This window comes from Mucilaginibacter sp., assembly GCF_035492695.1.
GTDB lineage: Bacteria > Bacteroidota > Bacteroidia > Sphingobacteriales > Sphingobacteriaceae > Mucilaginibacter.
In genome coordinates this window covers 92,885-110,421 of record NZ_DATJJC010000026.1, presented here as the reverse complement: position 1 = coordinate 110,421, position 17,537 = coordinate 92,885, and the positions used below count along the sequence as shown (strand labels likewise).

At 45.2% G+C, this 17,537-nt stretch carries 12 protein-coding genes; 3 read left to right on the top strand and 9 right to left on the bottom strand.

Annotation, left to right across the window (positions count from 1 at the left end; translation table 11 throughout):
• Positions 1 to 4 precede the first annotated feature (4 nt).
• From VL525_RS15535 to VL525_RS15500, 8 genes are all read right to left on the bottom strand, one after another.
• Entirely contained in the window at positions 5 to 427 is a 423-nt protein-coding gene (locus VL525_RS15535) for a hypothetical protein (RefSeq protein ID WP_325387952.1), read from the bottom strand.
• A gap of 7 nt (positions 428 to 434) precedes the next feature.
• A complete protein-coding gene (locus tag VL525_RS15530) occupies positions 435 to 1,805 on the bottom strand; it encodes a vanadium-dependent haloperoxidase (RefSeq protein WP_325387951.1) in 1,371 nt (456 codons plus the stop codon).
• Positions 1,806 to 2,160: 355 nt separating this feature from the next.
• On the bottom strand, positions 2,161 to 3,153 hold the full coding sequence (locus tag VL525_RS15525; RefSeq protein ID WP_325387950.1) for a hypothetical protein: 993 nt from the start codon (positions 3,151 to 3,153) through the stop codon (positions 2,161 to 2,163).
• Positions 3,154 to 3,289: 136 nt separating this feature from the next.
• Positions 3,290 to 5,845 (bottom strand): phosphocholine-specific phospholipase C, encoded by a 2,556-nt coding sequence (locus tag VL525_RS15520; protein WP_325387949.1) that lies wholly within the window; start codon positions 5,843 to 5,845, stop codon positions 3,290 to 3,292.
• A gap of 104 nt (positions 5,846 to 5,949) precedes the next feature.
• Complete coding sequence (locus tag VL525_RS15515; protein WP_325387948.1) at positions 5,950 to 7,074, bottom strand: TIGR03364 family FAD-dependent oxidoreductase; 1,125 nt, start codon at positions 7,072 to 7,074, stop codon at positions 5,950 to 5,952.
• Entirely contained in the window at positions 7,071 to 8,378 is a 1,308-nt protein-coding gene (locus tag VL525_RS15510) for a DUF5690 family protein (RefSeq protein ID WP_325387947.1), read from the bottom strand. The genes VL525_RS15515 and VL525_RS15510 overlap by 4 nt, the downstream gene beginning before the upstream one ends.
• 5 nt (positions 8,379 to 8,383) lie before the next feature.
• Entirely contained in the window at positions 8,384 to 9,070 is a 687-nt protein-coding gene (locus VL525_RS15505) for an HAD hydrolase-like protein (RefSeq protein WP_325387946.1), read from the bottom strand.
• 161 nt (positions 9,071 to 9,231) lie between these two features.
• Positions 9,232 to 9,810, bottom strand: coding sequence for an XRE family transcriptional regulator (locus tag VL525_RS15500; RefSeq protein ID WP_325387945.1), 579 nt, complete (start codon positions 9,808 to 9,810; stop codon positions 9,232 to 9,234).
• Positions 9,811 to 10,027: 217 nt separating this feature from the next.
• Here VL525_RS15500 and VL525_RS15495 point away from each other — a divergent pair, with 217 nt between their 5' ends.
• The 3 genes from VL525_RS15495 (at position 10,028) to VL525_RS15485 (ending at position 15,697) form a co-directional block, all read left to right on the top strand.
• Complete coding sequence (locus tag VL525_RS15495; RefSeq protein ID WP_325387944.1) at positions 10,028 to 10,609, top strand: phosphonate degradation HD-domain oxygenase; 582 nt, start codon at positions 10,028 to 10,030, stop codon at positions 10,607 to 10,609.
• A gap of 191 nt (positions 10,610 to 10,800) precedes the next feature.
• On the top strand, positions 10,801 to 14,100 hold the full coding sequence (locus VL525_RS15490) for a SusC/RagA family TonB-linked outer membrane protein (RefSeq protein WP_325387943.1): 3,300 nt from the start codon (positions 10,801 to 10,803) through the stop codon (positions 14,098 to 14,100).
• A gap of 19 nt (positions 14,101 to 14,119) precedes the next feature.
• Complete coding sequence (locus VL525_RS15485) at positions 14,120 to 15,697, top strand: SusD/RagB family nutrient-binding outer membrane lipoprotein (protein WP_325387942.1); 1,578 nt, start codon at positions 14,120 to 14,122, stop codon at positions 15,695 to 15,697.
• An 87-nt stretch (positions 15,698 to 15,784) separates the two neighbouring features.
• Here VL525_RS15485 and VL525_RS15480 read toward each other — a convergent pair whose 3' ends face one another.
• Positions 15,785 to 17,164, bottom strand: coding sequence for a tetratricopeptide repeat protein (locus VL525_RS15480; RefSeq protein ID WP_325387941.1), 1,380 nt, complete (start codon positions 17,162 to 17,164; stop codon positions 15,785 to 15,787).
• Between the last annotated feature and the right edge of the window lie 373 nt (positions 17,165 to 17,537).

Sequence of the window (17,537 nt, the reverse complement as noted above, 5' to 3'; positions counted from 1 at the left end):
TATTTTAGTGCCGGATATTATCCTCCCGTGTTGTAACCTCGCATCCCCTGGCTTTCAAAGTGCTATCCAGTTTTGCGGTAAATTGTTTTTGAGCTGCCTTGTCTGAATAAGGCATCATCGAATCCAGCTGCATCCTGATCGTGTCGGCAAGTGCCAGGCTTGCTTTTAACAGCGAATCTTTTTGCCGTAAGCAGATCTGCAATTCGTTATGAAGCCGCATCGTATCGTTTTTCCCTTTTAGGGTTGCCAGTGTGTCCGTTGCAAACCTGATCTGATTTGCCAGGGCAAAACGTTGCTGGCGAATGGAAATCGCCCTGCACGACCGGTCGGCCAGGCGATCAAGCCTGCCATCTTTACCTGTATTTTTCGGCGCTGGATTATTACACGACATTACCACCACTACCAGGCAGCAAAATAATAGCCTCATCAGTATTCTATTTCAGGTTAGCGGGCCAAACAATTAATTTATTCACATTATCACCTACTTCCTGGCCCATTTTAAGCCCTTCCAGGTTATCTTCATTATAATGGATACCGCCATAAAAACGCGAATTAGCGCATTCCAATGCCATATCTGTGAAATTGCTGTAATGGCGTGAGGGGAAACCATACTGCAACTGGCTGTAGTCGGTAAAATCGTAATTGCCGTTGCCGTTTGTAAACATATTGATGAACACCATTGATCCGGCGCCCGATTCATACGCATGCCCGCTGCTGTACGACGGAAATGCCGGCGTGCCGATAACAGTGGCAAAGGTTGGGTCGATATATTTCTTAATATAACTTACCGGCCTTATCAGGTTGTACTGGTATTTACACTTCCAGCAGCTTATAAAAGCATCATTTTCGGCAATTGAAAGTTTAGCAAAGGCTACCGAAGCTTTTTCGAGCGTTGCATTGTTTTCCTTTAACAGCTGAACCAAAATATTGAAAGTATGTCCTGCAGGGGTACAGGTATTAAACGGATCGTCCGCCCAAAATTTTGCTATTTCAACCTGTTCTGCACTATTGTTCTTCACCTGGTTGTAAACGCCCATGGCATTTGCATAAAATGCAGAACTTGCGTCGGCCGAAAAGGTGGTGTGGGCAGGTGGCGTTACATTGTTAACATTGGCCGATAAAAATGGCCTGTTTGTACCCCATTTGGGACTGATCGGGTTGGGTACGGCCGGATTGGTGGCCACCCAGCAAAAATCGCCTGCAGGCAGCGTGTAAGGTAACTGAAACGCGTCAAGATAAGATTGATGGCCGCCGTCGGTTTTTGAAGCCTCATAAATGGCGGCGCTCACGCTTTTACCAAATTGTACAGAACGGTCTACAACGTCCTGGCTAACTCCGGCCGATAAAGCAGCCAGGTTAGCTTGTTCCGAACTATCGATTTTTCCTTTCGTTATCGTCGTAAGATTCAAGTCGAACATATCGCGCATCATATCGGCAATTGCCGCGTTCGAGCTTATGGCCCAATTATATTGCACAGCCGAATTAGCAGTAGGAACAGGCGTTAATCCATTCAATTGCCCGTAAAGGCTTGCGGCGCCTGGAATACCCCCGCGTACCGATTCGTAGGCTGCTATGCCCACATAGCCGTAGGCCCTTGCGGCCTGGGGAGGGTAAAACCCTTTGGTGCTTTTGGTTAAGGTACACATCAGCGTGAAATAGTCCTGTAACTGCTTGCTCGAATAGCTGCGGGCGGCGGGTGAAACATTTATTGGTTCTATTTTGGTATTATCCTTATGACAGGATGAAAAAATTATTGCAACCATTATTGCCGGCAGCAAGCCACGACGTAAGTAAAGTTTTGCCATACAGGTTTAAAAATTAAATTTTTGTTAATAATTGACAGCCTTGTTTTTAATTCCCGGTTTCATATCAATAATAGTTCCAATTTAATTTAAAAGAAATTTCACAACCTTAAAGAGTATTGAACCGGTCATCTTGTTTATTTTAGGGTATAAATAAATTATTTCTAAAAGAATAAATTTCTTAATGAGAAATTATGTTTCTGTTTTTACCCAAACCGGGGTAAATAGTCTACTGCAAGTGCTGGCAATAACCTGTTACAAATCAGTTGTTTAAACATTCAATGACGTACTATTACGTAATTACGAATTCAGGAACAGGGCGGTTTTAAAATTCAGCGAATGCGTTCAGGGTTTGGGATTATTTTAAAGTGTCAGTCACCTCATACCGGTCTACCGATTCGTACGAGTTGGGCCGTTTGTTAAATACGCTGTAGAAGACATAATGCTTGTCCTTATCGATACCGGGCATGATGGTTCCTATCACGTTTCTGACTGCTTCATTTTCTTTTTTTATGCCGGCCACATCGCTTAGCTTCACTTTTGAATAATAATAGATCATTGGAAATACTCCTTCGGGTGTGGTTTGTGTGGCCATCCGGAATACTTTCGGCTGGGTCGGCACCTGTTTAATCACAAGCGGAAACCGGTATTTTTCGTTAGCCTCGTTCAGCAGGCTGGTGTAGAATTTGTTCCCGGCGGCAACCTCCGGGTTTATCCAACCCTGGAAAGGCTCCGAGCAATCGTGCGAAAGATCCATCAGGTTAAGCGCATCAACCAGATAATGTTTAGCATATTTTTCTTTGGCAAGTTCGTAAAGTTCAGGAGACGTTTTTCCGCTTTTTGTGTACGGGTTGATATCCATTAATACTACTTTCCATCCGTAGCTCAGCTTACAGTAAATAACCGACACCATCCATTGGTTAGGGATCGATCTTTGGCCGAATAAAGCCAAATACATCTCGGGTGTTTCCGCGTCAATTACCAGGTTGTGATCATTAATATTTCTGCCGGTCACTTTAATGGTATCATTCCCCTTTCGTTTATTTACCAGGTAATATTCATCCATTAAGGTATAAGCGCCTTCTTTAATATGATTGCTGATTGTTTCCACTTGTTTCAGGGTATAATGCCTGTCAATCATGTCCTGTGAGAAGATAAGCGACAAACTTTTCGGGTCGTTCGCTTTAAGGCCATCGAACAGTTGAGTATTCAATTCATGGAAATCGGATCTTTTTCCTGCAGGTATCTGGTCGTTAGTATATACCCCCGGTTTTGGCGACGAGCAGCTTTGACCCATAAAAAAAATGAGGAATACAGATATAAAGGGGATATTAATCTTTCTAAGGTTCATTGTGAAAAGGCTGATATTCGATTCAGTTCACGATGATAAGGCTTTTACTGAAATTGTACAAGGTCAGCTATCAAATAAATTTGATAGCTGACCGGTAAAACTCTAGAAGGACACTAACGCATAAAAGACAATTAACTCATATTACCCGGCCCATAAAGGGGTCGCTGTAACTGGCTTTTCCCGTCTCAACACGACCCGCATATCGTCTTTCAAAATTTCCATGGCCGGCGATCTTTACGCTGAAATCGTACCAGCCAAAGCTTTTTTCGAGGTTCAATACCAGGCTGGCTTTACCCGATGCCGGCAGCGTTTTGGCCTGGTTATTTGTTTTATAAGAATGGTCGGTGATGGTGATGGTTTGAGGTTTATTACTTGTGCTTAACAATGATAATTCCACATTACCAGTTAGTTTCTTAGTGCCTGGTATGCCTTGATAACCGAAACCAATGTGTACATCCGGATCCTGTGCATTGCCCATGAAACCCCGGTAAAACCCGTTAGGCCCGTAAACCCGCAGATGATAATTTTTATCTTCGAACTCATCCAGCGGCCAGTTATCTGCCATACTGTCCCCGGCGGTTAAACCGTACGACCAGGTGCGGACATTTTCGAAACCGGAACCGTCTCGCTTCTGATAACGGCCCGGGGCATAAACATTAAAGGGGGCTCCAATGGCTTTCTCGCCAAACACCTTATTTCCCGCCGCAAAGTTGATCTCAAATGAATTTTTATCCGTGCTTAATTTTCCGTCGGCATAAAGTTCATAGGGCAGCGCACATGATGGCTTGATCCCCTTTTCCTGGCGCGCCATGTAGGGTGCACTATGTGGCGCTTTATTAATAGCAGCAACTTCGTCTTTCCCTAACAGCTTATAATCTGAAGGCAATTTTTTGAATTGAGCTTTATGTATGCCTTCCACAACCTCGTCCCTTTTTAAAAATTCAGGACTGGCAATCTCCTCGCCATTATAAGGCCTGAAAACCGAAGTAAGATCGCCGCAAACAACCCTTCGCCAATCGCTGATATTAGGCTCAGCCACTTTCGTTCCTGTTTTCCTGGAGAGGAAATGCTCGAGGAATTGCAAGGTCGACGTATGATCGAACACTTCTGAATTAACAAAACCGCCTTTACTCCACGGCGATGCGATAACCATCGGCACGCGGTAGCCCAAACCTATAGCGCTTTCGCGGTCATAATGTATCGGAAAATCCTTGCGGTCCTGTTCCTGGTCAAGGGTAACAAACTCAACGCGCGTATCCATACCTTCAGATACTTTACCGGTACCGTCTTTGTGCGAATGCGGTGCAACAAATGGCGGCACATGGTCGAAATACCCGTCGTTCTCATCATAAGTTAAGATGAAAATGGTTTTCTTCCACACTTCGGGATTGTGGGTCAATATATCGATCACTTCCGACAAATACCACGCACCATACCAGGCCGAGCTGGGGTGATCGCTGAAATGTTCGGGCGCTGTAAGCCACGACACTGTTGGCAAATGACCATTCTTTACATCCTCCCTGAACTGGTGCAGCACATCGCCTTTTGGCACCTGTACTTCGCGCTTTGTGCCGTCGTCGTCATACGTTAACGTAGTAAGCAGGCGGTGGTCGGGGTCATTCACATTGGTACTGAAAGCCTTATTATGTAAACTTTTTTCGTGATCTGACAATTTATCAAACTGTCCGGCCTTATAGGTATCCTTCTCTTTCTTCACACTTTCCAGGTACTCCTCCAATTCCTTCAACTGGTGTTTCAAATGGTCGATATGTGCATCGCCTGCCGGCAGGGCATCAATTTCCTTTTGCAGGCCGGTGATCATTGCAGGCAATTGGGCCGACCGTTTTTCCAGCGCCTCGATATGTTTTGGGTGCAGGTGGATGTTATACTGTGCAAAAAACTCTAAGGGATTGTCCTGGAAATTCGATAGCCAGGGGTCCTCCTCACCATCAAAGCCGGTATCAATAGCCACTTCATTCTGGTAGCATTTCCAGGATATGCCTAATTCCTCCAAACGTTCAGGAAAAGTGGTCCATTTCAGGGTGCCATAATCCATATCTTCGTTCCAGACATTGGCCTTTGAGTGTTCATTTTGTTCTTCACGTATCGTTCCTGTCCAAAAATAGAGCCTGTTGGGGTTAGTACCCGTTAACGAGGAACAGAAATTCTGATCGCACACGGTAAACGCGTCCGCTAGCGCATAATAAAAGGGGATGTCTTCGCGGTTATGATAACCCAGCGTCAATGGCATGTGGCTGTATTCTTTGATGCCATTCTTTTTCTCGTTCAGCCACTGGTCGAACTTGCCATCGTTACGCGCGTTTACCTGGTTTTGCCACGAATGCGGCAGCGAGCTCATCCAGGTTGCTTTCGTATTTTTGATATCGAGATGAAACGGCGCATAAGTCTCCCCTTCGGCGTTGGACTGCAGCCAAACCAAATTGCCATTTGGCAGGTTAATCGCGCGCGGATCATTAAAGCCACGTACCCCTTTCAAGGTGCCATAAGTGTGATCGAACGAGCGGTTTTCCTGCATCAGTATCACAATGTGTTCAGCATCCATATAGGTGCTGCCTACAGGGGCGTTTATAGCCATTGCTTTTTGTATGGAAGCAGGTATCAGATTAGCCATGCCTGTAGCACCGGCCAGCAGGGCCGCTTTTTTAAGGAAATCTCTTCTTGAGTCGCTCATAGTGTTAATTTCAAATGTGCAAATATGCAGATGTGCAGATTCGCTTAATTATTAAATTTTTAATTATCATTTGCATATCTGCACATCAGCACATTTGCACATAACTATCGGTTGCCAATATACTCCTCACACAATCCAAAGGATAATGTCATCCCGTTGCCGCCTATGCCATTGATGATGGTTACGCCCGCTTCGGGCCCCAATATCAATTCGGTACGGCCATCCATCATTTTAGGATAAATGCCGTGCCACGATTGCATCAGCCGCCAGTCCTTAAAATTGGCAAAAGTATGTAAGTAATCCGTTATCATCCGGTTAATAAATTCCTTATCGAACGGGTCATGCACCAGTCCGTACTCATGCGAGTCGCCGATGGTCAATTCCCCGCCGCCGTTTTGTGATACCATCACATGGATACCCCAATTTAAGTATTCCGGGTATTGTTCCTCGTAACGTTTCCGCAATTGGGGTAACGATGCTGCGGCTTTAAAGCCAGGGTAATGTATCATGGATAGCCCGCCGCAAAGCGCCGGACCTATGCGCCAGCCGTCGGGCTGCGCAACCAGGCGCATCATTTGCAACTTGCATTTGGTGATATTGGTTTCTAAAAATAATTCGGGATAAAGCGTTTCAAAATCAGCCCCGCTGCAAACAAATATTTCATCGGCTTCCCAGCTTTTTTTGCCGGAAAAAGCTTTTGGATATTCAACCTGGCTGATAGCCGTGTTCCAATAAAATTGGACATCATATTTATCGGCCAGGTATTGTGCCACCTGCCCGATGGCCACTCTTGACTCGACGATCATTTCCTCTCCGCTCCACAAGGCGCCCTTTAATCCGGCCGGATTAACAGCCGGCGATCGTTCAAGCGCCTGCGCGGGGGTAAGCAAGGCACAATCACGGTATTGTTCGTTTACCTTAACATATTCTTTTATCGCCTGTAATTCATCATCATGATAAGCCAGGTGCATCGACCCAACTTCATCGTGCCAAATATCGGCTTCAGTGCAAACCTCTTTCCATATACTGCGCGATAACATTGCCCGTTCAAAAAGCGGACCAGTAGCTTGTCCGATTGGCCATATCATGCCGAAATTGCGAATAGATGCCCCAACGGCTCTTTCGTTCCGCTCAAAAACCGTTACCCGGTAACCCCGCAAAGCCAGCGCCCGCGCTGTAGCCAGTCCAACAATGCCCGCACCGATCACTATGGCCGACGAATTTTTCATACTGTTAAAATATTCATTTGTTGGTCTTCAAATTCCCTGCCCTGCCTGCGCGCGGTGCGAAGGAAATACATTAAAGATAAAGTTGCGCAAATACCGCCAATCACTGCTACAGCCAGCACGCTATCCCTGAAAAATTCGCCCCAGCTAACGCCCGGGTGGCCAAGTTCTTTTACAAGCAGCACGCTGATACTTCCGAGATAGCCCATTGAATCGGCCACGTAAATAAGAAAACCTACGTTGCCCTTGTAGTGGAACGAGGCCAAAAGCCTTTCGAAAAAAACTGCGTTGTAAGGCACGTAACCCATATACAGGCCGAGGCCTGCTAAGGTCATCCAAACCATCGGGCCGATCAGCCCCAGGGCAAATAGCACTGTACCAATGCCAATAAGCACGCAACCGGCGATGATCATAATATGGATGAGTGCAAACGCTTTTAGGTTTTTGCGAACGAGAATGAGCAAACTCATGGCTATCAATACCGCTACCGATATAATGGTATCGATCTTAGTGTATATCGTATTGTCCTTAACGCCCAGCCCGGCCCAGATCTCTACCTCAAAATTATCCCTCACGTCCCGCATGATGGTCAGCAATACATAGATGATCAGTGTAAGAATAATGCCCGGCAGGAAACGCTGCAGAAAGCTTTTTCGTTCGGCAGCATCCATAGGCAAACGCTTTGTACGCAGCCTTATGTCTTCTGGTGTGGGTGGCGGCATCAGTTCGAGCAGGAACACAAATAAAACCAGCGGTACTACAAATAAGGCACCGGTTATGACGGGCATGTTGAATTCGTTAATATGAAATGAACTCATCAGTGTTCGGGCCACGGTTTTAACAAACCCGGATGCAAATATCAGGCTGATGGAAAGTACAGCTGCCATAAATTCGGTTGATTTCCTGCCTTCCAGATAGCCAAAGACCAAACCCCATATCAAGCCCAGCGGGAAACCGTTGATGAACAGGAATATGATATTATAAGGAGCAGGGACAACGGCAAAAAGCAGCAATGCCAGCCAGGCTATACCTATCAATAGCAAAATACTTTTTGCACGCTGGCCGGGTTTTAGCTCGGATATAAATTTGATGCCGTAGAACTTGCTTAGCGTATAGCCGATGATCTGAGCGATAACCAGCCAAACTTTATAGTCAATATGCAAATATTGCAGGCCGTTAAAAGTGCCGGCTGCATAAGCTTTGCGAAAAGCATACATACAAGTGTAGGCGCCAAACGACGAAATTGCCGCCATCAGCGAAACCAGTCCGTACGGCCATTTAGCCACCTTTGCCCGCAGCTTTTCCATTGGTATTATTGATTGATGATGGTGATCACTTCAGCAATATCGTCAATGATATGGGTTGGCTGGTATTCCTCCAGTTCCTTGCCGGTGAATATGCCGGTGGTGACACCGATAACATATTTACAACCGGTGTTCAACCCTTCGCGCATATCCACCTCGGTATCGCCAACCTTGGCTACTTCCTGCGGATCGGTTATACCTGCTTCGTACATCATCTTTTGTATCATAAAAGGATGCGGGCGGCCTAATTCAACCTCGTCCGACCCGACCAGGTAATCGATCAATCCCTTTTCGCGCCATTGCAGGCGGTTGATAACTGTCTCGGCAATATCCTTTGAAAAACCGGTATTAACGCCAACAAGCACACCTTGATTATGTAGTTCGGCAAAGGTTTCCTCAACGTTCGGCAAAGGTTCGATGCCGGGTTCATTCTGGTAAAACCAGATCATCTGTTTTACAAATTCGCGGTGGATCTCATTAACAAGTTCCGGCGTTATTTTTGATTCATCCGGTTCGTGCAAATGCAGCATTTGCGTAATGGCCTGGTTCTTTTCGTAACCCATTAAAGGGTTTATCATTTCGAGCGGTATCTCGTAGTTATACATTTTCAGCGCCGCCTGGAAAGCCTTGCTTACATTGTGATCATCCTTAACCGTAGTGCCGGCTATATCGAAAACAACTAATTTAATGGACATAGTAGGGTCAGATTTTGTTGAGCAATACTAAACTTAGTTTATTAATATCAAACCAAATTTATGTTAAAGTTTTGTTATTAGTGGGGGAGGTGATTTGTTAAACGGTGATTAGTTCTTGTTAACTTCCTAATCACCCATTAACTGATCACCAATCACAAAAGTCACTTTTTCTCCTCAAAAAAATAAACCACCAGCATACTGGCCGGGCCGTCGCCTGTGTTTATTGGCGTGTGGGGTATGCGGCCGTCGAATAACATGGAATCGCCCTGTTCAAGGTGTATCTTTTCGTCGTTGAACTGGTATTCCACTTTGCCTGAAAGCATGTATTTATATTCGTAAGCATCGGTTTCTACCAATGGGCGGGTAGCATTGGGCTCCAGTTCGAGCAACACAATATCGATGGTGGAGTGGTCGACAAACTTTGTCAGGATGCGGCGGTAGCTAAAGCCGCTCGTGTGTTCCTTTTCAAAATATTCGTATTCGTTTTTCCGCATGATGAGTATCGGCGACTGCTGGCCGGGTGTGCGGATATCTTTAAAAAATTCGTTCAAGTCTATCTCCAGCGCCCTGATGATGTCTATCAGCACCATCAGCGATGGAATGGTACGGCTGTTTTCGATCTGTGAGATCAGTCCTTTACTCACATTTGCCTGGCTGGCAAGTTCCTGAACAGTAATATTTTTATCGCGGCGGCGTTCTTTTATACGGTTACTGATCTGTATCAGTATGTCATCTTCCATAGACAGGTTTAACGTTGGTTGTATCGCGTTAGTGCTTTACAAATTATAAATATAATCGCATCCGGTAAAATCGGCGTCACAAATAAATTTAAGATTTAAACATCTTGCATTAAATCAATGTTATGTTTTAATAATGCATTAAACATTGCGAATATGTTACGATGATTTAATGATTTCCTAATATCTAATTCTTTCATTTGTCTAAAGCGTTATTACCATGACAAAACCCGTATTTAACCCCGAGCCCATAGTGGATGAAGTTTTTGCCCTTTATGAAAAACATGGCAACGAAGATTACATTGGCGAACCTGTATCGCAGCTCGAGCACATGTCGCAGGCGGCGGTGCTGGCCGAAGAAGAGGGTTTTGAAGATGAAGTGGTATTAGCTGCATTTTTCCATGACATTGGCCACCTGTGCGTGAGTGACAAAGACGCCGCGAGCATGAACGGCTTTGGTATGATGGACCATGAAAAACTCGGCGCTGATTATTTGCGCAACAAAGGTTTCTCGGAAAGAGTTGCCAGCATGGTACAAAGCCACGTAGTTGCCAAAAGATACCTTACTTATAAGTACCCCGAATATTATAATAAACTGTCGGATGCAAGCAAAGCTACGCTTGAGTTCCAGGGCGGCCGGATGACTGAACAGGAAGCGGTAGATTTTGAACAAAATCCTGATGCCGAGTTATTCATACGCCTGAGATACTGGGATGATAAGGCCAAGGAAACTAATAAACCCGTACCCGACATATCTCATCTGAAGCTACTGGCAATAAGTCATTTGTACAAAAACAACTAATTCCTATTATTGCCTGAATATTAACGAATTGTAAGTCGATTGTAACTCTGCGGTTACAAAATCCACTCTTCTTAACTTCTGTTGTACGCAAGCTTAAGCTTTCCTTAATACAAACTTAGTTTACTAATAATAAACTAAGTTTAGTATTGCTGCATGAAATTCCAACCTCTCTCATCAATTAGTTTAAGCAAATGAAGCAGCTTTACATTCACTTACGGACACTGATAACGGCATTGTTATTATGTCTGTCCCCGGCCATCGTGTTCGGGCAAATCAAGATCGGCGGTACGGTAACCGACGCAAACAAACAACCGCTGCCCGGCGTAAGCGTTACGCTGAAGGGAACAACAAAAGGAACGGTAACCGACCTTAACGGGCGGTTTTTGTTTACCGTTGAAAAGGGGCAGGTACTTTCTTTCAATTTTCTTGGGTACGTGCCGAAGGAAGTTACCGTTGGCGACCAGGCCAACTATAATGTTGTACTTGCTGACGACACCAAGGCATTAAATGAAGTAGTTGTGACGGCCCTCGGTGTTAAAAAGGAAACACGGCGCCTGGGATATGCCACGCAAACCGTTAAAGGCGAAGATCTGACTACGGCCCGCGACCCCAATCCCATCAACGGACTGATAGGTAAAGTGGCCGGTTTATCGGTTGGCGCGACGTCAGAATTGCTTGGTGTACCGAACGTTACCATACGTGGTAACACGGTTTCGCTGTATGTGGTTGATGGTCTGCCTGTCAACTCGGACACTTTCGACCTTAGCCCTGACGATATTGACACTTACACCGTGTTGAAGGGTCCGGCTGCGGCTGCGCTGTATGGTAGCCGCGCTCAATACGGCGCTATCCTGATCACAACCAAAAAAGGAACCGCTAATAAAAAAGGGTTGACCGTTGATATCAACAGTAGCACAGTGATCAATAAAGGGTTTCTTGCATTTCCGCGTATTCAAAACAAATTCGGGCCGGGTGAAAACACCTACTACCAGTTTGTTGACGGCAGGGGCGGTGCACCAGGCGGTGTGGATAGTGATTACGACGTATGGGGCCCGTATTTTAACGGCCAGCTGATACCCCAATATGACAGCCCGATAGTGAACGGCGTTCGCCAGGGTACGCCATGGACCGCCAGGGGTGCAAACAACCTTGCGAACTTCCTTCGCACCGGCTTTCAAACCAATAATGACATAGCTTTAACCGCGAACGGCGATACTTACACTACCCGTTTATCGGTATCGCAGCAACATCAGAACAGTTATATCCCGTCTCAGTACCTGGATGTTGCCAACGTTAACTTTTACGCTTCGTTCAACCCGACTTCGCGGCTGAAATTTGAGGCAAGCGTTGATTTTAACAGGCAAAGCACCGATGACTTTCCGGATGTTCAGTACGGTCCGAATAGTATTATCTATAACATGGCTATATGGACAGGCGCCGACTGGGACGTAAACGCACCTGATATAAAAGGTATATGGCAGCCGGGTAAAGTAGGCACGCAACAGGTATTTGAAGAATATACCCGTTATCATAACCCCTGGTTCCTGACCAAGATCTGGACCCGCGGGCATTACAAAAATGATACTTACGGCTATATCTCGGGTAACTACAAGATCGATAATCACTTGAACGTAACACTGAAAAACCAGATCAGTACTTATAACCTGTTACGTACGGAAGACCTGCCCTACTCGGCACACCCTTACGGGCGTGAAGGTAACCAGGGCGACTACCGCGAAGATCGCCGCGACCTGTTTGAGAACAATACCTTGTTGACATTAAACTACGACTACACTGTCAAAAACTTTCTGAACCTTTCAGGTTTGGTGGGCGGTAACCTGCGCAGTTTTAAATACAATTCGAGCTGGGTATCTACCGACTACCTGAACGTACCCGGGGTTTATGCTTTCAGCAACTCGAAAAACCCGATACAGGCAACCAGCTTCAACTCGGCCGAACGCCAGTTGAGCGTGTTTGGTTCATTAGATGCATCCTTCGGTAAATATGCTACTATATCTGGCACTTTCCGTTTGGAGCACTCGTCGGCCCTGCAAAACGTAGCTACCTATTATTACCCAAGCGTTTCGGCAGCTACCGTGATCTCGGACTATGTTAAACTGCCCGATTTCATATCGTTCCTGAAGGCCAGGTTCTCGTATGCTAACATACGTTCCGACGCTACCAGCTCAACTATAGGCCCTGCTCCATTCAGCACCATTACAGCTTATGGCGGCAGCACAGGCCCTTCATTGTTTGATAACCCGCTGGGCTATGGTACTACTTACAATTCGCCTTATAACGGCCCCGATTACTCGTTGCTTTCCTCTTATTCAACAGGCAAGCCTTACAATAATCAAACCGCCGGTTATGGTCCCAACTCATTGTTCGAGCAAAACATCAAAACCTCGACCCGTGTAAACTATGAAGAGGGCTTTGATATTAAATTCCTGCAAAATCGGCTGGGATTAAGCGGCACAGCTTTCCAATACATCGACGGACCGCGGATTTTGGATAACCCGATATCGACCGCAACAGGTTATACCGACGAATTCATAAACGCATTAAAAACAAAGAAAACAGGTTATGAACTTTCGTTAAGCGGCGTGCCTATAAAGGACATGGGCGGATTTTCCTGGAATGTTTTGGTTAACTGGTCGACTTACAAGGAAGTTTACCTTGAATTGCCTCCGGGCCAGGGCGTTTACAATACCTTTTTCCAGAAGGGCGACCGCGTGGACAAGTTTTACGGCAGCGCCTTTGTACGCACACCCGACGGCAGGATCATCAATGGTACCAATGGCGAACCATTGGTTAACCCGGTACCACAATACCTGGGCCACCTTGATCCGAACTATACCTGGAGCATCTACAACAATGTACATTACAAAAACTGGAGCTTAGGTTTCCAGTTTGATGGCTCGGTTGGCGGCGTTACACGGGATTATGTATTTAACAAAACCATGCGCGGCGGGGCTAACGCTTTAACAGCTGAAGGAGCTTTAGGAGCTGCCCGTTACCAGGATTGGTTGCATTTCCCTGCCAACAATCAGCAGCCTGATGCCAATTATAAAGGAAGTTACGTAGGACAGGGAGTACAAATATCAAATGGCGTTGCTCCAAACTACGACTCCAAAACCGGAGCTGTATTAAACTACGGCGCATTGCAGTATGCCACTAACCAAACACCAGCGTTTGTACAGGAGTATGCCAGCGAATACTATAACGTTTCGGAGGCTTACTTGATGAGCAAAACCTATACAAAGCTTCGTGAAGTAACCGTTGCTTTCGACTTCCCGAAAAAATGGCTGCAGGGAACATTCATATCGAAAGTTTCCGCTTCGGTATACGGCCGCAACCTGCTCTACTTCTATAAAGATCCTCACTTTAAGGATGTGGACCTTGACCAGTATGCTAATTCGCGCACAACACTTACCGGCTTGCAATCGCCAACGGTGAGAAGTTATGGCGTTAACTTAAAAGCTTCATTCTAATTTTAATTGGATAATGATCATGAAAAAAATATTCAAAATGTACTTACTGCCGGCCCTGATGCTGCTGACGGTAAGCAGCTGTAAAAAGAGTTACGAGGACCTGACCAAAAACCCGAATGTACCCCAAAGTGTGCCAGCCTCATTGCTTTTCAATGGTATTGCAAACAGCATGGTGGATTTTCCGGATAACTCTGCCGAGATCTACTGCCAGTACTTTATTTATAATTATAATTACTATGGCAACAATACTTATGATTTTGGTTCGGGCGATAATTATTACAATACACTAAAAAACGTAATCCTGATGGAACAGCAGGCTGTAGCGGCCGGTCAGCCTGAGGTAAACCCCTATAGCGCCCTTGGAAAATTCTTCCGGGCTTACTTCTTCAGCAAAATGAGCCTGGAGGAAGGTGATATACCCATGACCGAAGCACTGAAGGGCCTGGACAATCTGAACCCTAAATACGACGCGCAAAAAACAGTAATGATCCAATGCTTGGCATGGCTTGAAAGCGCCAATACCGATTTGACTACACTGATAGCCGCAGGGGGAAATTCTGCAGGCGGTGATATTTTCTTTAACGGCGACTTGACCAAATGGCAAAAAGTTGTAAATGCGTTCCATTTAAGGCTATTACTCGAGTTAAGCAAGCAGTCAGCTGATGCCGACCTAAATTTACCTGGGGCATTTTCCGCCATAGTAACTAATCCTTCCAAATATCCCCTGATGGCAAGCGCAGCTGATAACCTGCAATACACTTTTGTTTCACCGACAAATTACTACCCGATGAACCCCAATAACTTTGGCCAGAATGGTTCAAGGCAGAATTCGTCGCAAACCTATATTAAACTGCTCACTACTTTAAAAGACCCGCGGGTTTATGTAACTGCAGAGCCTGCCCGTCATTATGTAGACGACCTGCACCAAAGCGCAACGGATTTTAACTCGTTCATCGGTGCCGATCCGGGCCTGGATCTGGGTATTATGTACGCCAATGCAGGTTTGGGCTTATACTCATTCATCAACAGGAAGTATTATTACTCAACCTTTACCGGCGAGCCAAGCATCCAGATAGGCTATGCAGAGCAAGAGTTCAATATCGCAGAGGGCATCAATCGCGGTTGGGTAGCCGGCAATGCCGAAACCCATTACGTTAATGGCATACAGGCATCCATGGCCTCATACAGCATACCAACAACAGGTTCGTTCACTGCCTATTTTTATCGCCCGGGATCAACCGACGTTACCAACACCGGCAACTACGACACGTTTACGATAAATACCGATTGGGCAACCTATTATGCGCAGCCTTCTGTAAAATATGCAGGTGGCGCTACCGGCCTTACCCAGATATTGCAGCAACGGTACCTGGCGTTGTTCCGCCACTCGGGGTTGGAATCTTACTTTACTTACCGGCGTACCGGCGTACCGGCCTTCACAACCGGCCCGGGTACCGGCAACGGTCAACGTATCGCCATACGTTTCCAATACCCATCAAGCGAGCGGACTGCCAACGCAACCAATTACAATTCGGCATTGCAAAGCCAGTATAGCGGCAACGATGACATCAACGGTACGATGTGGATATTAAAATAAGGCTACTCTAATAGCAATCTATAAGTACTACGTTAAATTAAATTTCAGCAAAGGTGGGCGCGAGTCCGCCTTTGCTTTTAAAGAACACTATGGGTTTTCCTCAAATACTTCTTTTATAATAGATTTGGCGTGCTCAGTTTCAATTTGAGCTTTGATCAGGTCGCGAAGATCTGTGACCGCCCCACCTGTCATTTCATAGTTTTTTTCCCTGGATAAAGCTAAAAAATGCTGGTATAACTCTTTAGATGCCTCAAAATCTCCTTTGCGTAATGTTGCAAGTGCAATATTAAACATGGCATAAGTAGCTGTTTCGTCATATTTAAGGCACATGTATGAGTATTTAATACAATCATCGAAATGGCCTGTGCAATAATACTCCCATCCCAAATCGCCCAAGGCATTACTATATGTACTATCTATGGCTAATGCTTTTTTGCAGATTTCGACTGCCAACTGGTGCTCACCCAGGGCATCGTAGCAATAATCAATCCCCATCAACGCTTCTTTATACTTTGGGTCAACCTTGAGTGCTTTTTGATGATAAAGTATTGCGTTTAGATAGTCCTTCTTTTCGTAGTAGCAGTCGCCCGCCCTTTTTAATGAATAAGAATTCTTTTTATCGAGTTCTGAAGCTTTTTTAAAATCCAGCAGGGCAGTATCAATATTTTTCGAATAAAAATAAGCGTTACCTCTATCCTCGTAATTAATTGCTTTTTCCGGTTGTAATTTGATTGCCTGACTATAGCATTCTAATGCAGCGGGGTAGTCGTCATTATTATAATAAATATCGCCCTTTAGGTCATAGCCGTCGCCATCGTTGGGATCCTGGGCAATGTACAGATTTGAATAATATAAAGCGCTGTCACGCTTGTCGAGCAATTTATAGCAACGGGCCAGCCCATAATTCGTATATTCGTAATCCGGAACCATTTGGCTAACAACCCTATAATCGGTGATTGCCAATTGATATTTGTCCAGGCTTTCATACGCTGAAGCCTTATAATAATGCGCATCAGGATAGTTTCGAAAGTAGGTTATTGCTTTCCCCTCGTCTTCCACTTCCTGATCGTATTGTTCCAATATTCCTTCGCATCTTCCTTTAAGGTTGTAAGCGTAAGCATATGCCGGCCATATTTCTGTAGCCTTATTACAGTATTTAATAGCCTCCAAATATCTTTTGTGCCGGAAATACAATTCAGCCTGTAGAATGTTAAGCGAAAGTAATTGAGGCTGTTCGCTTAGTAAACTTGTAAGGAGGGTCATTATTTGCCGGTTGTCATCATCGCTGTGCATCATCAGGCGCATCCGCCTTACGAACACTGTATTTGGTACTCCCTTAAAAAGAGATTCCACGTCTCTTTTAGCCGGGAGAATTCTATTTTGGAAGATCATTTTGTTCACCTCAAGCCCGAGCTGTTTTTCTCGCGGCGACAACTTTCCGTTATCAATCAGTTCTTCCAGGCTCATGAACTCCATTTCATTGTAGCTCATTAACCTGTCTATTTTGCTTATTGCAAATGCATTCTTTACACCGTCAATTATAAGATGTACCCCATAGGCGGTACTATCAGCACGAATTGCCCGTATACCCTCCTGTATCTTTCTTATTTTATTGACACTTTCAAAATAATTGTGAGCGGGTAAAATTATCGATCTCTTAACCGTTGTATCCGAACGATCTTTTGCAAAAACAGTGCTTACTGTAACAATAGCAAATAAAGTGAGTAAAGTGCGACAAGAAAAAGGCATTGATAAATATCGAAAAATCTTTTCAAACGCGAAGAAGAATTAAGCGGACTGTTCAAAAAAAGCCCCGAATGTTACATCCGGGGCTTAAAAT

Excerpts from the sequence above, each read along its gene's own strand:
- VL525_RS15535 (WP_325387952.1), bottom strand. The coding sequence starts at position 427 with ATGAGGCTATTATTTTGCTGCCTGGTAGTGGTGGTAATGTCGTGTAAT.
- VL525_RS15530 (WP_325387951.1), bottom strand. The coding sequence starts at position 1,805 with ATGGCAAAACTTTACTTACGTCGTGGCTTGCTGCCGGCAATAATGGTT.
- VL525_RS15525 (WP_325387950.1), bottom strand. The coding sequence starts at position 3,153 with ATGAACCTTAGAAAGATTAATATCCCCTTTATATCTGTATTCCTCATT.
- VL525_RS15520 (WP_325387949.1), bottom strand. The coding sequence starts at position 5,845 with ATGAGCGACTCAAGAAGAGATTTCCTTAAAAAAGCGGCCCTGCTGGCC.
- VL525_RS15515 (WP_325387948.1), bottom strand. The coding sequence starts at position 7,074 with ATGAAAAATTCGTCGGCCATAGTGATCGGTGCGGGCATTGTTGGACTG.
- VL525_RS15510 (WP_325387947.1), bottom strand. The coding sequence starts at position 8,378 with ATGGAAAAGCTGCGGGCAAAGGTGGCTAAATGGCCGTACGGACTGGTT.
- VL525_RS15505 (WP_325387946.1), bottom strand. The coding sequence starts at position 9,070 with ATGTCCATTAAATTAGTTGTTTTCGATATAGCCGGCACTACGGTTAAG.
- VL525_RS15500 (WP_325387945.1), bottom strand. The coding sequence starts at position 9,810 with ATGGAAGATGACATACTGATACAGATCAGTAACCGTATAAAAGAACGC.
- VL525_RS15495 (WP_325387944.1), top strand. The coding sequence starts at position 10,028 with ATGACAAAACCCGTATTTAACCCCGAGCCCATAGTGGATGAAGTTTTT.
- VL525_RS15490 (WP_325387943.1), top strand. The coding sequence starts at position 10,801 with ATGAAGCAGCTTTACATTCACTTACGGACACTGATAACGGCATTGTTA.
- VL525_RS15485 (WP_325387942.1), top strand. The coding sequence starts at position 14,120 with ATGAAAAAAATATTCAAAATGTACTTACTGCCGGCCCTGATGCTGCTG.
- VL525_RS15480 (WP_325387941.1), bottom strand. The coding sequence starts at position 17,164 with ATGAGCCTGGAAGAACTGATTGATAACGGAAAGTTGTCGCCGCGAGAA.